Below are 17,497 nucleotides of genomic sequence, written 5' to 3' on the forward strand. Positions count from 1 at the left end.
CCCTGGAGTGCTGTTATTAGCGTCTGGAATGTGGTGATATAACGAAAAATCGCACGGTCGGACAGAAAATTCACGCTCGATAAGCAATGCCCAAACAAAGGAGACAGTCCATGAGGATGTTGCGCTCGTTGCTGGTTGGTGCGGTGGTATCGTCGGCGTTGTCAGGAGGGGCCGCGCAGGCGCAGACGGTCAAGATTGCCTTCATCGATCCGCTGTCCGGCCTGATGGCGTCACTCGGAACGAATCAGCTGCACAGCTGGCAATACACGGCCGAATACGCCAACGAGCACAACTGGGCAAACGGCACGAAGTTCGAGGTGGTCGGATTCGACAACAAGCTGTCGCCGCAGGAAAGCCTGACCCTGCTGAACCAGGCCGCCGACCAGGGCATCCGCTATATCGTGCAGGGCAACGGCTCGTCGGTCGGCCTCGCGCTGGAGGATGCGGTCGCCAAGTACAACTCGCGCAATCCGGGCAAGGAAATCGTCTACTTGAACTACGCGGCGGTGGACCCGGCCATGACCAACGCGAAGTGCGACTACTGGCACTTCCGCTTCGACGCCAACGCCGACATGAAGATGGATGCGCTCACCACGTTCCTCGCGCGCGACAAGGACATCAAGAAGGTCTACCTCATCGATCAGGACTACTCGTTTGGCCACGACGTCTCGCGCGTGGCGCGCGAGGACCTGAAGAGCAAGCGCCCGGATATCGTGATCGTCGGCGACGATTTTCATCCGCTCGCGCGCGTGAAGGACTTCTCGCCTTACGCCACCAAGATCAAGGCGTCCGGCGCCGACACGGTGATCACGGGCAACTGGGGCAGCGACCTCGCATTGCTCGTGAAGGCGAGCAAGGACGCCGGTGTGACGGCCAACTTCTATACCTATTACGCGGGCACGACCGGCGTGCCGACGGCCATGGGCGCGTCCGGCGCCGACCATGTGAAGTACGTGGGCGTGTTCGGCCCGAACACGGCGAACAACCCGCCGGTGGTTGGGCAGATCATCGAGGGCTACAAGAAGAAGTACAACGACGACTACTACCTGGCGACGGCCTATGCCGCCATCGAAATGCTGAGCAAGGCGATAAGCGCGACGAAGTCGAGCGATCCCGTCAAGGTGGCCAAGGCCATGGAGGGCATGACGGTCGACGGCATGAACGGTCCCGTGGCGATGCGCGCTGCCGATCACCAGGCGCAGCAGTCGCTCGTGATCGCGACATGGACCAAGGCGGACGGCAAAACGGTAAAGTACGACCAGGAGAACACCGGCTATGGCTGGCGCACCGACGTCCAACTCGGGCCGACCGCGGCAACGCAGCCGACCACTTGCCAGATGAAGCGCCCGGGCTGAACGTGCTCTCGCTACGACACTTCACAAGGATCATCGGGCAGTGGAATTCCTGACCATCTCTCTGTTGAACGGCATCGGCTACGGGTTGCTGCTGTTCATGCTTTCCTCGGGCCTCACCTTGATCTTCAGCATGATGGGCGTGCTCAACTTCGCGCACGCCAGCTTTTACATGCTCGGGGCCTACTTTGCCTACACCATAGCGAGCAAGATCGGTTTCTGGCCCGCGCTCGTGGCGGCGCCGGTGCTCGTGGCGTGTGTCGGCGCGCTCGTCGAGCGTTTTGGCTTGCGCACCGTGCACAAGTTCGGGCACGTGGCGGAATTGCTGTTCACCTTCGGCTTGTCGTATCTGATCGTGGAGGGCGTCAAGCTGGTCTGGGGACTGGCTGCGGTGCCGTACGCCATTCCGCCCGAACTGAACGGGGCGCTGTTCAAGGTGTACACGTCGGAGTTTCCGAAGTATCGCGCCTTTATGATGCTCATCTCGATCGCCATGCTCGCGGCGCTGTATCTGGTGCTGACGCGCACGCGCATCGGCCTCGTCATTCAGGCGTCGCTCACGCATCCGGAAATGGTCGAGGCGCTCGGGCACAACGTGCAGCGCGTGTTCATGCTGGTGTTCGGCGGCGGCGCCGCGCTGGCGGGCCTCGCGGGCGTGATCGGCGGCAATGCGTTCGTCACCTCGCCCTCGATGGCCGAGTCGGTCGGCACCATCGTGTTCGTGATCGCCGTGGTGGGCGGCATGGGCTCGCTGCCGGGCGCGTTCATCGCCTCGCTGCTGATCGGCATCATGCAGACCTTCGCCGTCACGATCGATGCCTCGCTTTCCGATCTGTTTTCACTCGTTGGCGTGACGGTAACCGACAGCACGACGCTCTCGTCGCTGTTGCGCATGCCGGTCTCGCAGGTCGCGCCGATTCTGCCTTATCTGCTCATGGTGCTCATGATGATCCTGCGACCGCGCGGCTTGCTCGGCAAGCGGGAGGGCTGACCGATGAAACCGCTCATTCAGGCCAGCGCCGGTTCGGCCATGCAACGCCACGGATGGCGGCAGTCCGCGCATTCGCTGCGCTGGATCATCTGGGGCGCCACGGTGCTCATCATGCTCGTGCTGCCGCTCGTGTTTTCCAGCGGCTTCGCGATCGCGCTGCTTTCGCAGATGGGCATCATGATCATCTTCGCGCTCTCGTACAACATGCTGCTCGGGCAGACCGGCATGCTCTCGTTCGGGCACGCGGTGTACTCCGGGCTCGGCGCATTCGTGGCGGCGCATGTGCTCAACCAGATCGGCGCGAACCATTTCCCGTTGCCCGTTTCGCTGCTGCCGCTGGTCGGCGGGCTCGGGGGCATGCTGTTCGGCGTGCTGTTCGGCTACGTGACCACGCGCAAGTCGGGCACCACCTTTGCGATGATCACGCTCGGCATCGGCGAAATGGTGGCGGCGAGTTCGCTGATGTTTCCCGGGTTTTTCGGCGGCGAAGGCGGGGTGCCGACCAATCGCACGGTTGGCCATGCGGTGCTCGGCATCACCTACGGACCGGCGATTCAGGTGTACTACCTGATCGCGGTATGGTGCCTCGTGTCGATGATCGCCATGTACGCATGGACGCAGACACCGCTCGGCCGCATCGCCAATGCCGTGCGCGACAATCCCGAGCGTGCGGAATTCGTCGGGTACAACACGCAGCGCGTGCGCTTTTTCGTGATGGTCCTCTCGGCATTCTTCGCCGGCATAGCGGGCGGCCTCTCCGTGATCGACTTCGAGATCGTGACGGCCGAGAACGTCGGCGCCGCGCAGTCCGGCGGCGTGCTGCTCGCGACGTTTATCGGCGGCGGCGCATCCTTCTTCGGGCCGATCATCGGTTCGATCCTGTTCGTGCTGTTTGCGGTCGCGCTGTCCAATCTCACGCCGGCATGGTTGCTGTACCTCGGCCTCTTCTTCGTGCTGGTGGTGATGTTCGTGCCAGGCGGCGTGTCGAGCCTGCTGATGAAGCAGGTCCCTCTGATTGCGGCGCGCAAGCTGCACCGCATGCTGCCTTCCTATGCGGCCGCGCTGGGCGCCGCGCTGATCTTGCTGGCTGCGCTCGTGCTGACGGTCGAACTCGTCTACAAGGTGCAGATCGATAGCGACAACGGCACGGCCATGGCGTTCTTCGGCCTGCACTTCGATGCCGCGTCGTGGAAGCCCTGGGCCGTCGCGGCGGTGCTGTGGGCGCTGGGCGCGCAGGCGGGACGCCTCGCGGCCGCGCGGGTGCGCGACGCGTGGGATGGCGTGCAACGGGAAATCGCAGGGGGCAACGTATGACGGCCGCACTGGAGTTGCGTGACGTGCGCAAGAATTTCGGGCGCACCGAGATCATTCGCGGTGTCGACCTCAATATCGCGCAGGGCGAGCGTCACGCGCTGATCGGTCCCAACGGCGCGGGCAAGTCGACGACGTTCAACCTGATTTCGGGACGCATGGCGCCGAGTTCCGGCACGGTCAAACTCAATGGCGTCGAGATCGGCGGCCTGCCGCCGTACAAGATCAACCGCATGGGGCTCTCGCGCAGCTTTCAGGTGACGAACATTTTTCATCGCCTTTCGGTGTTCGAGAATTTGCGCTGCTCCGTGTTGTGGTCGCTCGGCTACCGGTATTCGTTCTGGCATCGCCTCGAGCAATTGCGCGACGCGCGCGAGCGCGCCGACGAAGTGCTCGAGCTGATCGGCCTGCAGGGCCGCCACGACACGCTTGCCGGGCTGCTGACTTACGCCGAGCAGCGCGCGCTCGAAATCGGCATCACGATTGCGGGCGGCGCCGAGGTGATCCTGCTCGACGAACCTACGGCAGGCATGAGCCGCTCGGAGTCGGATCACGCGGTGGAACTGATTCGCCGGGTCACCGTCGGCAAGACGCTGGTGATGGTCGAGCACGACATGAGCGTCGTCTTCGGCCTCGCCGACCGCATTTCGGTGCTCGTGTACGGCGAAGTGATCGCCACGGACACGCCGCAAGCCATCCGTAACAACCGCCGCGTGAAGGAAGCCTATCTGGGCACCACGCTGGACGAACCCGCAGGTGCACATTGATGGCGACCGCGAATTCCATGCTCCAGGTGCGCGACCTGCACGCGTACTACGGCAAGAGCCATATCCTGCACGGCGTCGAAATGCAGGTGGGCGAGGGCGAGATCGTCGCCTTGCTCGGGCGCAACGGCGTGGGCCGCTCGACGCTGGCCAAAGCCATCATGGGGCTCGTGCGGTGCGAGGGGCAGATTCTGCTGCGCGGCGAGGAAGTGCGCGGACTGCGCACCTTCGAGGTCGCGCACCGGGGCATCGGCTACGTGCCGGAGAACCGCGATATCTTCCCGACGCTCACCGTGCGGCAGAACCTGATGCTCGGCGAAAAGCGCAACCGTTCGCGCCAGAAGCCGCGCTGGCAGTTCGACGACATGTACCGGATGTTCCCGCGCCTGAAGGAGCGCGAGGACACGCCCGCGGGCCTGCTGTCCGGCGGCGAGCAGCAGATGCTGACGCTGTGCCGCACGCTCATGGGCGACCCCGACCTCATCATCATCGACGAGCCGACCGAAGGGCTCGCGCCGCTCGTCGTCGCGCAGGTGGGCGAGTATCTGAAGACGCTGAAGGCGCGCGGCATTTCGGTGCTGCTCGTCGAGCAGAAGCAAGCCATCGCGCTCGATATCTCGCAGCGCGTGTACGTCATGGGGCACGGGCAGATCGTGTTCGAGGGGACGCCGCAGCAGTTGAAGGCCGATGCGCGCGTCCGCCAGGAATGGCTGGAGGTGTAGGACTTCGTTCGTTCGCCCTGCCGAAGCAATGCCGCTTAGCGTGCTGGCAAGTTACCCGGTGAGTAGTTGGGCTGCTGGCCGTTAGCCCCAAAAAGATCTTCGGGTTGGCCGTTCATCCGCTGCCGTATGTTGTCGTTGACGACCATGCCTGCCGGGAAGGCCCGCGCGCCCACGCCCGCGGCCAGCCAGACAGCGTCCGCCACCCATTCGCGATGCCGCGGCCCCAGGGGATTGGACTGGACCGCAACGGGCGGATGAAGGGCGAACTTCAATCCCACATCCGTGTGCTGCAATCTGTCCACGATCCAGACCAGCGGGCCGTCGGAGAGGCCGTGATCGGCATAGCCGCCGCCGACATCGCAATGACCGCCCGGAAAGAGCGCTTGCGTCACGTTCGGGTTGGGATTCCACAGCGTCGGTTCGAACGGCCTGCGTTGCTCGTCGAGCGAGACGGCGTGCACGCCGAGGCCAATGGCCGGGTTGAGCGTCAGATCGCAGAACCGGAACAGATCGATGGCGGAACCCTCATAGTAGATGGGAATGCCGAGCGAACCGACCGTGTCCCAAACTGCCACTGCGGTGACTTTTGCGTTCACAAACGAGTTGGCGTCCAAAGGCTTCGCTTTGGAGAAGGCGCGATGGATCGTCAAGAACTCCATCACGCCGTCTGCGATCTTCTGGAACGTCGTTTCGTGGCCGTGTCTCCATCGATACCAGGCCGCCACGGCGGTGTCGTAACGATTCTGATCGTCGATCGCGGCGAGCTCTGGCCGAAGCAGGCCCTGTCCCGCAATCAGTCCGGCAAGGGCTCGTGCGGTGTACGCGCCGCGGCTAAAACCGACGATCACGATGCTGTCGCCCGGCTCGAAATTGCGCGAAATATACGTATAGCCACGCGCGATGCGGGCGACGACGCCGACGCCAAACGCGCCGCCGGCGACTTTATCGAGCAGTTGCCCGGAATTCCCGACCCCGTGAATGTATTTCGCGATTTGTACGGGTGTGCCGTTGGCGTTGGCGTCGGCAAGCGCCTTTTCCATCTCGACGCCGCCCCAGTCGGTGCCTTCGGGCAGCATGTTTCCGTCGAGCCACGCGAAAAGCTTGCATACGTTGGTCAGTCCCGGCTGACACCCGGCCGCGGCGTCCGGCGCGACGCCATCGCCTTTTCCTGCCGGATCTTCGGGGCCGTTCCACGTGCCGTCTGCGCAAAAGACTATCGTTTTGGACATCGCTGGCTCCTCACACACGCAATCCAGTCGCTATCTACGGAACGTTTGTTCGCTATCCTGAGTATCGTCCTGGTGCGGTAACCCAACCAATGCGGCATCGCGTGCGCTGCGCGTGGCAAACGTCTGATCTACAAATATAGCTTCTGTGTTCCGGATTGCGAGGTCGGGAGTGTGCGATGACGCACGTATGACAAGGTGGCAGTAGTGCTGAAGTGGGCCGCAGAGGCCCCGGCGGGTCAACTGAACTGCTCTATAGGGGCTTTCGCGTGGGGGAAGCAAGCTTTCGCGCTTGGGGGGAGAATGCATGTCGACGCGCGCTCGGAGACGTGCGAAAGGCGGGGGCGCGGTTTTGGCCGCGAGCTTCGAGAGGCTGGGCAGGATGCCTGGTCGAAGTAACTCGTCGGAAACGAATGTAGACGTTAACAGATGTTCTGAATTGACCGACAGTCTCCGTACTCGGCGGCGGTACGAGTCCCCACAGAGTGCCTGGTGGCCTCCAGCGTAGCCGGCATTTGGCGTCGTCCTCTCCAGCGAATGTAGCGGCGCCCATGGCCAGTGTGGTTGCATTCGATGCTGGCAGGAAAAGCAATGCCATTCGCGGTAACCGGTAACCCGTGAGGTGCCGTTGACTGATCTCCCCCACAACGTCAGGACCTCGCTATCATGCAAAACGAATCGGAAGATGTTGTCGCTCGTCGCGCCTTCATGAAGAAGGCCGTTGCGCTGGTCGGCGCAACATCCGCGTTGGTCACGCAAAGCGAGGCCGCAAGTGCCCAAGGCGCCAATGCGCCGACCGCCGGGGGCCGGCAAGGGACGGGGACGGTTTATACCGGCGATGTGATCCAGGGAAAGAAAGTCATCAGCGCGCTCGACGTCGGCGACCTCGAGCGCGGCAAGACACACAAGTTCTACTTTCAGGGCGTGCAAATGCCGACGGGTCAGGACTGGTATGTGTCGGTTATCGTTGTCCACGGTGCGAGGCCGGGCAAGCGCGTCGCGCTGATCAGTGGGGTGCATGGCGACGAAATGAGCCCCGTGCATACCATCCACGGCGTGATAAGCCAGCTCGATCCCGCGCAGATGTCAGGCACCGTGCTGGCAGTTCTCGACGTATCGCGCCCCGCGCTCGAAGCCATGGAGCGCAGATGGCCCAATTCCGCACTTGGTATCGGCCTCATCGACATCAACCGCGAATGGCCGGGCAACGAGAATGGCGCCAGCGCGCCGAGCCGGCATGCGGGACTGCTGTTCAACCGGCTGTTGAGGCCGAACACCGACTACGCACTCGATTTTCATACGGGCACGACCGGCATGGACGTGACGTCCTTCATTCTCGCCAGAATGGAATTGCCGGAGGCGCGAGCCATGGCGGAGCTTTTTCCGATCAAGCAGATCTTCGACAACCCCGCCTATCCCACGCTGCTTGCAAATGCATTCATCAATGTGGGGATTCCCGCAATCACGCCCGAGATCGGATCTGCGCGCGCTTTCGATTTCGACATGATTCCGTCGTTCGTCGAGGGCACGATGAACGTGCTTAAGCGCTACAACGTCGTATCGGGTCCGATGGGGCGCACTGGGCGAGACGTGGGGACCATCGTTGGCAACAGCGGCCACACAGTCATGTCGACGCACGGTGGATTCGTCGAACTGCTGGTCAAGGTGAATGACAAGGTCAAGGCGGGCCAGAAAGTGGCAATCCAGCGCAATACCTTTGGCGAATTGGTCGCGGAGTATACGACCGAAGTCGCGGGCGAGGTGACGGCACGACGAAGCGACGCCACGGCAGAGCCCAGAATTCCTCTCTTGATGGTTCTTTATCAGAGCGCGGCAAAGGAGAATCCGGAGGACTTTTCCGAATGAATCGGGTCGGGCAGGGCGGCACGGGTTTGCCGCCCTTGTTTCAGATGATATGGCCACGCTGCAGCTTGCGTTTCCGGAGAAAGAAAAACTCAAGTTGTTTCGCCAGCTGAAGGTGAGACCAAAAGTGCATATTCCCGTGCCTCATAAAATCCAGACAGTTTGATGCTGGTGCCTTCAATTTTGCATGGCATCACTGGACGCGAGAACTAGTGCGTCCAGGACCGCCGCAACGGCGGGACGCTTCGCAGTCCCCTTCGGCAGCGCCGTAAAGACACGTCTATTGAGAACGGGCTCAATCGGTAGGACTGAAAAGTCCTTATCCACCTCGACCTTTTGCAGGCCTAACCGGGGCAGCACGGCCACCGCGCCTCCGATTCTCACCATTTCCAGAGTGACAGCGGTGTTGCGGCTGCTGTACATAACCTTTGGCGTAAAGCCCGCGGCAATGCATGCGTTCATGAGAAACGTGTGATACGTCGCTGCAGATTGGTTCAAAGCCCAACGCTCATGGGCGAGGTCAGAAAGTTGGATAGCCTTTCGTCCCGACAACTTGTGGCCCGACGCGACCACCGCGTCGAAGTGGTCGACACACAAGGGCTGGAAGTCGAGGACGTTTGCGAGTGCTTCTGCGCTCACCAGGTCATCAACAATCGCGATATCAGTCTGCTTCGCGGCGGCAGCGCGAAGCCCTTCAGATGGCTCCAGTTCGGTGAACTTCACATGGAGTTGAGGGTGCGCCTCCAGGAGTATTTTTATCGCCTGCGGGACCACGCTGCTGGCCAGTGACCCGAATGCGGACATTCGAATCTCCCCACTGACTTCTACGTTCGCGGCTGCGACTTCCGCTTCGATTTTCTCGACCATCTCAAAGAGTTCAGTCGCTCGCGCGACCAGGCGCCTACCGGCGGGCGTGAGTTGCACTCCGCGTCCAGAGCGTTCGATTAACACGGTCTCAAGCTCATCTTCGAGTTGCGCCAACTGCTGGGAGACGGCAGGGCGCGTCAGGTGTACGGCGTCGGCCACCGCAGAAATCGTCCCCAAAACGGACAACTCGTGGAGCAGTCGGAGGCGGCTGAGATTGAGCATCGGCATCTCTACTTGGGTCTGGGTCGGAACGCTCAAATGGTAATAAAAACTTTCGTATAGCGTCAAAAAGTGTCGTCTTTTTTTCCTGTTTTTGTCTTCCTATAGTCACATCACAGGCAGTCAAACAAGCTTGGTCATAGGGAAAACCCTTGTAAATCATGGCGTTGTGCGGCGTGCCCGTTTTTCAATACGAACCCCGTCGGAGGAAGTCGAAATGAAGGTTGCATTTATCGGTGTCGGTCGCATGGGTGGTCGCATGGCGGGCCGACTGGTCGCAGCTGGCCACCAGGTGCGCGTGTTTGACCCCAGCCATGCTGCCGTGGAAGCGCTGGCAGCCAAGGGTGCGGTCGCCACAAAGAGCCCCGCGGATGCGGCAATCGACGCCGAACGCATCCTCCTGAGCCTTCCGAGCCCGAAGACGCTTCGTGATGCGGTAACCGGCACCGAAGGCGTGCTGAAGACGGCGGCGGAAGGCGCAATCATCGTTGACTTCAGCACCGTCGACCCTGCGACGACCAAGGAAATCGCGGCGGCGGCGGCGCAGCGAAAGGTTGCATTCGTCGATTCGCCCGTAAGCGGCGGCGTGCTCGGCGCAGAGAACGGCAAGCTGGTGCTCATGGTCGGTGGCACAGCGGACGTGCTTGAAAAGCTGAAGCCGGTATTCGACGTCCTCGCTGGCCGTGTCGTGCACTGCGGCGATATTGGTGCGGGGCAACTGACGAAGCTCAGCCACAACCTCCTCACGGCCATCAATACGGTCGCACTCGGCGAGGTGCTCACCGCGAGCGTCAAGGCCGGCGCGAAGCTCGACGTGCTGTGCGATGTGCTGACTGCGGGCCTTGCGGGCAGCAAGATGCTCGACTACCTGCCGAAGACACTCTTCACGGCAGAGCGTCCCGCGAACTTCGCCATCGACCTGATGCACAAGGACATCAAGCTCTGCCTCGACGAGTTCTCGAATCTGCCGATGCCACTTGGTCAGCTCGTGCTGCAGACGTACAACGCGGCTCGTGCGAAGGGCCTCGGAGGCAAGGACTCCACCAGCGTGAATGAAATCTACGAAGAGCTGCTCGGCGTGCGTCTCAGCCTGCCTGCTGCCCAGTAACCAAACGGACCATCGAAGGACACATTGTGAATTCCCGTACCGATAACCTCACCGCTGAAGTCGTCGTGCCGAAGGCTGGCATTACTGGTCTGCTCATCAACAACGAATGGCGTGCCCCCGCCAAGGGCAAAACGCTCGACGTCGAAAATCCGTCGCGTCGCGAGAAGCTCGCCACCATTGGTGCGAGCGACGCCGACGATGTCAAGGCGGCGGTCGCCGCCGCGGCAGCCGCGTTCCCGAAGTGGCGTCGCCTGGCTTCGCGTGCGCGCGGAGCGTTGCTCACAGAACTGGGCAATCGCGTGACCGCGAACGCCGAGGAAATCGCTCGCGTGCTTGCAGCGGAAAGCGGTAACGCCCTGCGCACGCAGAGCCGTCCGGAAGTACTGGGCGCGGCTGAAGTGCTTCGTTACTACGGCGGCGTTATTGCCGAGCAGAAGGGGGAAACCCTGCCGCTTGGCCCTGGCCTTTTCAGCTATTCGACGCGTGAGCCCCTGGGCGTCGTTGGCGCCATCATCCCGTGGAATTCGCCTGTGGTCCTGGCGGCTGTGAAAATCGGTATGGCACTCGGCACGGGTAACACGCTGGTGCTCAAGCCCGCTGAAGATGCGCCACTGGCCGTCATCAAGATTGCGGAACTGGCTACCGGCCTGTTTCCCGCGGGCGTGTTCAACGTCGTGACGGGTACCGGCATCGAAGCTGGAGCGCCTCTTGCTGCGCATCCAAACGTGGCCAAGGTGTCGTTTACGGGTTCGCTGGAGGTCGGCAAGCTAGTCGGCCACGCTGTCGCCGACCGCATCGGACATGCGACGCTCGAACTGGGTGGCAAAAGCCCTTGTATCGTTTATCCGGATGCTGCGACGCCGGATTACATCGATGCCACGGTGGCCGGCATCATCAACGCGATGCGCTTCGCGCGCCAGGGTCAGTCGTGCACTGCGGGTTCACGTCTCTATGTTCACAAGGACGTGTGGGATGCGGTCATGACAAAGCTCGTCGCGAAGGTCAAAGAGCTGAAGATTGGCGATTCGCTCGACGAATCCAGCGACATTGGCGCAATCATCAATGCCGAACGGTATTCGGAAGTGCGTGCGTTCATCAAGGAAGCCATCGATGCAGGTGCCAAGGTGCTGACTGGCTCGCTGCCGCCGACGGTCGAGGACGCGAAGGGCTTCTTCCCCGAACCCGTCATCTTTGCTGGCGTCGACAATAGTTGGCGTGTCGCGCGCGAAGAGGTGTTTGGACCGGTTCTGGTGGCGATCCCCTGGTCGGACGAAGACGAAGTCGTCCGCTGGGCGAACGATACGGTGTATGGGCTCGCCGCTTATGTGTTCACGAACGACATCACGAAGGCGCTGAAGGCGACCGGGCAAATCGACGCCGGCTGGCTCCAGGTCAATCGTGCAGGCGGTCAGATTCCGGGCATGTCCTACGGCGGTGCAAAGCAGAGCGGCATCGGCGCGGAGTATTCCATCGAAGGCGCGCTCGAAGCCTATACCTCGCGCAAGAGCGTGACCATCAACGTCTAAACGGGACGTGAAAGACGGCCCGGCGATTGACCGGGCCGCCCATACCCATGACTACATGCAGGTTTGGAGTGAGATGATGAATGCAAATCTGGCAGCATCCGCGGCCGTAGCGCATGGTGAGATGCGCTCGACGTCGACACGAGCGGCGTTGAGCTCGTTCATCGGAACGACGGTTGAATGGTACGACTACTTCCTCTATGGGACCGCAGCCGCACTGGTCTTTCCGAAAGTCTTCTTTAACGAACTGACTCCCGAGCTGGCGACGCTGGCCTCCATGGCCTCGTTTGCCGTGGCGTTCATCCTTCGCCCTCTGGGCGGCATGGTGATTGGTCACTTCGGTGACCGGTTGGGCCGCAAAAAAATGCTGGTTTTCACGCTGCTGGTCATGGGGCTGTGCACCGCAGCGATTGGCTTCCTTCCGTCCTATAACGCGGTGGGGTACTGGAGCCCTGGATTGCTCATCGCTCTGCGCGTCGTGCAAGGCTTCGCACTCGGTGGTGAATGGGGAGGTGCTGCGCTTATGTCTGTCGAGCATGCGCCCGAAGGTCGGCGTGGCCTGTTCGGCGCGACGATGCAGATGGGCGTTCCGGCAGGGCTGCTGGTTTCGACTGGCGCCTTTGCTTTGGTTTCGGCACTTCCCGACCAGCAGTTCTTTGCATGGGGCTGGAGATTGCCGTTCATTTTCAGCCTGGCACTCCTTTGCATTGGTATGTACATCCGGCTTCAGGTCAGTGAACCGCCGAGCTTCGAGAAGGTCAAGGCTTCGGGTACCGTCTCGCGTGCGCCGCTGCTTGAAGTCTGGCAAAACGAAAAGAAAAAGACCCTCATCATGGTCTTCTTCCAGACGGCAGCCAATGTCGGCTACTTCCTGATTACAGTCTACGCACTGACGTATATCACGGGTACGCTTCATCTCCCGCGTAGCGTTGCATCGACTGGTTTGCTGATTGCGGCCGCCGTCGATCTCGTGATGCAACCCGTGTTCGGTTGGCTGTCGGACAAGGTGGGGCGAAAGGTCGTGTATGGCTTCGGCGCCATCTTCTTCGCGGTCTATGCGTTTCCCATGTTCTGGTTGCTGAACACCGCGAACCCGGTCCTCATCACCATTGCTCTCGTACTCGGTCTCGGCATTGGTCACGCTTCGACGGGCTCGCTGCATGGCGTCATTTACGCCGAGCAATATCCGACACGTTATCGATTCAGCGGGTCGTCTACCGCGTATCAGCTTTCCGGGATTGTTTCGAGTGCGCCGACTCCGCTGATTGCTGCGTGGCTCGTGTCCTCGACGGGGAATTCAATGGCGGTCTCCTGGTACGTGGTCGTCGCAGCCATCATTACGCTGGTTTGCGTGTTCCTCGTGAAGGAAACGTATCGCGACCCGATTGACCGTTGAGTCTGAGAACAGCAATGACCAGGACAAACGAAAAGCTGACCGGCGAGCGAATCGACCGCCTGATGACGGTGGAGATTCGTCCGCTCAACGGAGGTCTGCCGGCAGGTTTCGTCGTGCCAATGTACGAAGTCTGCCGCGCGCACCACGGGGAGCCGCTCAGCTCGCTCGCTGCCCGGCGCCTCACTGACATCTTGAATCGTGGTGACACTGTCTTCATTGCGACCGGAGCAGGTGTGGCTCCCAAGCTGCCGCAAGGAGAGACGGATGGTCCGGTCGGGGCGGCGGTGTTGGCGCGCGCGCTGATTCTCGCATTTGGCGTGCGGGTTGTCCTCGTGACGGAAGACGCGCATGCAGCGCCAGTGGCGGCTGTCGCCGATGTCATCAACGCAGAGCTGGTGGAGCGGGGCAACCAGCGTGCGGTCTCCGTCGTCACGTTTCCTTTGGGACTCGAGCGCGGAGTGCAAATTGCCGGCGCGCTGATGGAGGAATACCGTCCGGCCGCTGTGGTGTTCGTCGAGCGTGACGGTCCCAACAAGGAGGGCTTCTTCCACGGTGTGCGCGGTGATTGCCGCAACCCGGAAGATGTCGGCCACGTGTATCTGCTTGCCGACCTGGCGCGCAAATGCGGTGTGCTGAGTGTTGGGATAGGCGACGGCGGTAATGAAGTGGGCTTCGGCGCAGTGCGCGATGCGATTACCGCAGTTCATCCGCTTGGGGGCAAGTCGCTTGCCGGCCATGCGTCCGGCGTCGTGACGGTGACGGCAACCGACGTCGTTGTCAGTGCTTCAGTTTCGAACTGGGGGGCCTACGGGATTGCGGCCGCGCTTGCTTCCATTCGCAAGGACGTGGATGTGCTGCATACGCCGCGGCTCGAGCACACGCTCATAAAAGCAACGGTCGACGCAGGTGCCCGAGACGGCGCTACATCGAAGGCGGAGGTTGCAGTCGATGGCATCAACTGGGAGGGACATACGTCCTTTGTCGAGCTCCTCAGAAGCATCGTCACCGTTTCCATCTGAAAGAAACGGGATATCGAGTCAGCCTCTCGCAGCCCCTTTTTGACCTGACAAGGTGTATGAAATGAGTGACGTCAAAGAAAAGAAGGCGAATGAGCCTTCGACAAATGTGCCGGTCAAGACCGACAGCTTTGGAAATCCGATTGACCCGACCGTGGGATTCGCGCGCGGCACCATCATTCGCTCCAGCATCGATGAAGCATTGCGTTTGCGTCACGGTCAGGCGGTTGCTGCGCGGCGCGTCAAGATGCTCGGCGCTGAATCAATCGGCGTATTTACCGGAAACCAGCGCGATTTCCCGATTCGAGCCGAGGACATCGCGACCCTGTGCGAAGAGTGGGTCGGTCCCGGCCTGGAAGCTGAGGAGCTGCGCCAGGTAGCCATCGGGCACATGGGCGCCCGTGGTGACGACGCCGTCGCGATATTCAATCGCACCAGCGCCGGCATAATCGCCACCATTGCCGCACTTGCGGACGGCAGGCCTGTCGTGTCGGTCGTCCCGCCAAAGGGTCGTTCGCACGCGTCGGTTGTGCGCGGCGCGAAGATTGCCGGCGTCCCCGTCCATGAAGTGCAGGGTGACAACGAATGGCTTAAGGTTATCGAAGCACGGCGTCCGGCGCTGGTCGTCATCACCACGGTCACCAGTAGCCTTGAACGCCTCGAGGACCACGTTACACTCGAAGTTGCTCAGTACGCTCGCGCGCTAGGCGCGAAGGTCTTCCTCGACGAAGCCTATGGTGCGCGTCTGCGCACGGTACTTCACGGCGGCCGCTTGAGCCTGCAACTCGGCGCAGACATCGCCGTGACGAATTGCGACAAGGCGGGATTGTCCGGGCCGCGAGCTGGCGTGCTCGTCGGCCGTGCGGAACTCGTCACCGCTGCTGCCGCACAGGGCGCGGAATTCGGAATGGAGGCGCGTGCCCCTATCGCAGCCGCGGTGCTGCGCTCCTTGCAGAAGTATCAGCCGGAAGACCTGCGTCAGGAGTCCGCTGCGGGCCAGAAACTGGCTGAAGCGCTAGCGCGGAAGATGGGCGCCGACCTCGTTCAGCGCAGCGACCTTGGGCCGATGGTCGAAGAAGATGCTGTGCTTCGGGTCCTCCTGAGGATTGCCGGACGTGAAAGCGAGAAGCCTGCCGTCGTACCCTGTGAGGCGACCTCGGCGCTCGGCATGGCCCTCCTGGAGGACCACGGCATCCTCACCGTCAATACGCACGGTCAACCAGGGGCCCGCGTCTCGTTGCGCCTCAAGCCGACGCTCGACGCTCTCGGTCGGACCGGCGGATTCGATGCAGTCGTCTCCGCGGTGATGCAGGCACTCGACAAGGTCGCGGCGGTAGTTCACGACCGCGATGCAATCGCGCAACTGATTCTCGGTAAGTGAAAAATGGCAAATAAAGAATTCAGTCAAATCGACGACCGTCTCGACGCGCTGGTCTCGCTCGACCTCGGCGGACGTGGTGTGGAGCACCTGTATCGTGCCGCGCGTGAGCGTCAAGGCGGCTCTCTCGTCGGTGCTGCCGCAGATGCTCTTTTGAGCATCCCGGAGAAGGCCAACGTATTTGTCACGACTGGCTCCGTTTCTCGTGCGTGGATTTCGCCGTCCATTGGCGAGAACGACGGACCTGCTGGCCTTGCCGCAGTCGTTCGTGCGTTGGCGTTGTCGAAGAACGCGCTGTGCATCACATTTGCGGAGGACACGCTGATTGAAACTACCGCGGCGATTCTCACCACTGCAGGGTTGACCGTCCTGCCGTACGAGCAGGCGAAGAATGCACGCGATGACGGAAGTCTCGCTGTCGTTTGTGTCGAAGCCTTCCCGGTCGATGACGCCCAGGCGAAAGCAGTCTCGCCTACGCTCATCGAGAAGTACAAGCCTGCGCTGTTCTTTTCGACTGAGCGTGTTGGCCGCAATGTCGATGGTATCTACTGCAGCATGCGAGGCATTGACTATGGCATGGGCCGAGCCCGTATCGACTATCTGTTCGACGAGTGCATCGAGCGGAGAGTCCCGACCGTTGCGGTTGGTGATGGTGGCAATGAAATCGGTATGGGCGTTGTCGCTGAAGCAGTCAAAACCTACGTGAAGTTCGGCGACAGGCGCCCCGATGGCAGCGCTGGCATTGGCGCAGTGACGGGAACTGACGTACTTGTCACTGCTGCATGTTCGAACTGGGGTTGTTACGCAATCGCAGGGGCATATGCAGCGCGATGCAGGAAGGCATCGCTTGCACATACCCCATTGATGGAGGCCGCGTTGCTGCGCCGAGGCGTCGACGTGGGTCTCATCAATTCCGTGGCGAATGTAGTCGACGGTAACGTCGACGGTATCCCGGAGGCAACGCATCTCGCAGTTGCGCAACTCATTTCGACGATTATTTCACCCGCGTTCAACTGAGTATAGCGGGTCTGATTGTCACGATAGATTGGCTCCGTTTTCATGAGCCATTCTTGCACTCGTGAGGGGATGACACTCCAATGGATGGCGTTTGGATGTCTTACTGCGGTCGTCGTCGATGGATAGAGTTCGAGGACATCTGCGGCGACCGCATCAACCTCTGACCAAACATGTCGAAGTCGAGCTGAAGCGAAGATTCCGCTGCGGGCCACGGTCGCGAAAGAGTAGATTGAGCAAACGACCCAGCTGTCACACCATTGGTGCCTACTTTTTGCCTTTGAGGGTAAACGGCGCCAAGAGCGATTGAACGTCCACTTGTTGTCCTTGAAGTACAAGTAGGCGAGCGTGAAGCACTGTATTTTCAAGAACGAGCTTTGCGGTGCTGAGCAGGTACATCGCATGCACGTCCGATTCAGCCATCGCGGATTCCACCGCGTGGTGCCGCTCGACAAGTGAACTCATGACGAGGCGTCGTAGTTCCTGTTCACCAAACGGCAGGTCCGCGTAGTCAATGGGGTCCTCTGCTTCGACTTCGCGCAGCAGGTCGACAAGCGCATCGATGCTCACTTCCATGTGCCAGCTCCTTGACGTGGGTCAGACTGTTCACAAAGTACTTCCAGCCTAACGACTTCCGCGTCGAACGTCTAGCGTCCGCATGTGAATGATGAGCAACATTTATACCTGAGCGGCGTCGTCTAGTTGCTGGCGCCCACGCCCGGATTAGCCACCCGACTCTTTGTCTTC

At 61.2% G+C, this 17,497-nt stretch carries 15 protein-coding genes; 12 read left to right on the forward strand and 3 right to left on the reverse strand.

The features are described from left to right. The first annotated feature begins 110 nt into the window (after positions 1–110). The 5 genes from AB4Y35_RS02115 to AB4Y35_RS02135 are packed head-to-tail and all read left to right on the forward strand — an operon-like array spanning position 111 to position 5,140. The gene (locus tag AB4Y35_RS02115) at positions 111–1,355 is read left to right on the forward strand and encodes a branched-chain amino acid ABC transporter substrate-binding protein (protein WP_368703153.1); all 1,245 of its coding nucleotides are present in this window, start codon (positions 111–113) and stop codon (positions 1,353–1,355) included. A 40-nt stretch (positions 1,356–1,395) separates the two neighbouring features. Next, positions 1,396–2,343, forward strand: coding sequence for a branched-chain amino acid ABC transporter permease (locus AB4Y35_RS02120; RefSeq protein WP_324159037.1), 948 nt, complete (start codon positions 1,396–1,398; stop codon positions 2,341–2,343). 39 nt (positions 2,344–2,382) lie between these two features. Then, positions 2,383–3,657, forward strand: coding sequence for a branched-chain amino acid ABC transporter permease (locus AB4Y35_RS02125; RefSeq protein ID WP_368703827.1), 1,275 nt, complete (start codon positions 2,383–2,385; stop codon positions 3,655–3,657). Then, positions 3,654–4,421, forward strand: a complete 768-nt coding sequence (locus tag AB4Y35_RS02130; protein WP_368703154.1) for an ABC transporter ATP-binding protein — start codon at positions 3,654–3,656, stop codon at positions 4,419–4,421. Before AB4Y35_RS02125 ends, AB4Y35_RS02130 begins: the two co-directional genes overlap by 4 nt. After that, positions 4,421–5,140, forward strand: coding sequence for an ABC transporter ATP-binding protein (locus tag AB4Y35_RS02135; RefSeq protein ID WP_368693361.1), 720 nt, complete (start codon positions 4,421–4,423; stop codon positions 5,138–5,140). The genes AB4Y35_RS02130 and AB4Y35_RS02135 overlap by 1 nt, the downstream gene beginning before the upstream one ends. Before the next feature lie 35 nt (positions 5,141–5,175). Here the strand turns inward: AB4Y35_RS02135 and AB4Y35_RS02140 are convergent, their stop codons facing one another. Further along, positions 5,176–6,369 (reverse strand): DUF2235 domain-containing protein, encoded by a 1,194-nt coding sequence (locus tag AB4Y35_RS02140; protein ID WP_368703155.1) that lies wholly within the window; start codon positions 6,367–6,369, stop codon positions 5,176–5,178. Between the two features lie 663 nt (positions 6,370–7,032). On the opposite strand from AB4Y35_RS02140, the gene AB4Y35_RS02145 reads away from it, so the two are divergent. Beyond that, entirely contained in the window at positions 7,033–8,232 is a 1,200-nt protein-coding gene (locus AB4Y35_RS02145) for a succinylglutamate desuccinylase/aspartoacylase family protein (protein ID WP_368703156.1), read from the forward strand. Between the two features lie 174 nt (positions 8,233–8,406). Here the strand turns inward: AB4Y35_RS02145 and AB4Y35_RS02150 are convergent, their stop codons facing one another. Then, positions 8,407–9,318: a LysR family transcriptional regulator gene (locus AB4Y35_RS02150; protein WP_324159423.1), complete on the reverse strand. Its 912-nt coding sequence runs from the start codon at positions 9,316–9,318 to the stop codon at positions 8,407–8,409. A gap of 214 nt (positions 9,319–9,532) precedes the next feature. Here AB4Y35_RS02150 and AB4Y35_RS02155 point away from each other — a divergent pair, with 214 nt between their 5' ends. From AB4Y35_RS02155 to AB4Y35_RS02180, 6 genes are all read left to right on the forward strand, one after another. Continuing rightward, positions 9,533–10,423, forward strand: a complete 891-nt coding sequence (locus AB4Y35_RS02155) for an NAD(P)-dependent oxidoreductase (RefSeq protein WP_368703157.1) — start codon at positions 9,533–9,535, stop codon at positions 10,421–10,423. A gap of 65 nt (positions 10,424–10,488) precedes the next feature. Beyond that, positions 10,489–11,949, forward strand: a complete 1,461-nt coding sequence (locus AB4Y35_RS02160; protein WP_368703158.1) for an aldehyde dehydrogenase family protein — start codon at positions 10,489–10,491, stop codon at positions 11,947–11,949. Positions 11,950–11,956: 7 nt separating this feature from the next. After that, the gene (locus AB4Y35_RS02165) at positions 11,957–13,342 is read left to right on the forward strand and encodes an MFS transporter (RefSeq protein WP_368703159.1); all 1,386 of its coding nucleotides are present in this window, start codon (positions 11,957–11,959) and stop codon (positions 13,340–13,342) included. Between the two features lie 14 nt (positions 13,343–13,356). Next, positions 13,357–14,361, forward strand: coding sequence for a glutamate cyclase domain-containing protein (locus AB4Y35_RS02170; protein ID WP_368703160.1), 1,005 nt, complete (start codon positions 13,357–13,359; stop codon positions 14,359–14,361). A 61-nt stretch (positions 14,362–14,422) separates the two neighbouring features. After that, positions 14,423–15,739, forward strand: coding sequence for an aminotransferase class I/II-fold pyridoxal phosphate-dependent enzyme (locus AB4Y35_RS02175; RefSeq protein WP_368703161.1), 1,317 nt, complete (start codon positions 14,423–14,425; stop codon positions 15,737–15,739). 3 nt (positions 15,740–15,742) lie between these two features. After that, the gene (locus AB4Y35_RS02180) at positions 15,743–16,753 is read left to right on the forward strand and encodes a glutamate cyclase domain-containing protein (protein ID WP_368703162.1); all 1,011 of its coding nucleotides are present in this window, start codon (positions 15,743–15,745) and stop codon (positions 16,751–16,753) included. Between the two features lie 264 nt (positions 16,754–17,017). Here AB4Y35_RS02180 and AB4Y35_RS02185 read toward each other — a convergent pair whose 3' ends face one another. Further along, the gene (locus tag AB4Y35_RS02185) at positions 17,018–17,326 is read right to left on the reverse strand and encodes a hypothetical protein (protein ID WP_368703163.1); all 309 of its coding nucleotides are present in this window, start codon (positions 17,324–17,326) and stop codon (positions 17,018–17,020) included. Positions 17,327–17,497: the final 171 nt, after the last annotated feature.

Source organism: Paraburkholderia sp. EG286A (assembly GCF_040965375.1).
In the GTDB taxonomy this organism is placed as follows: domain Bacteria; phylum Pseudomonadota; class Gammaproteobacteria; order Burkholderiales; family Burkholderiaceae; genus Paraburkholderia.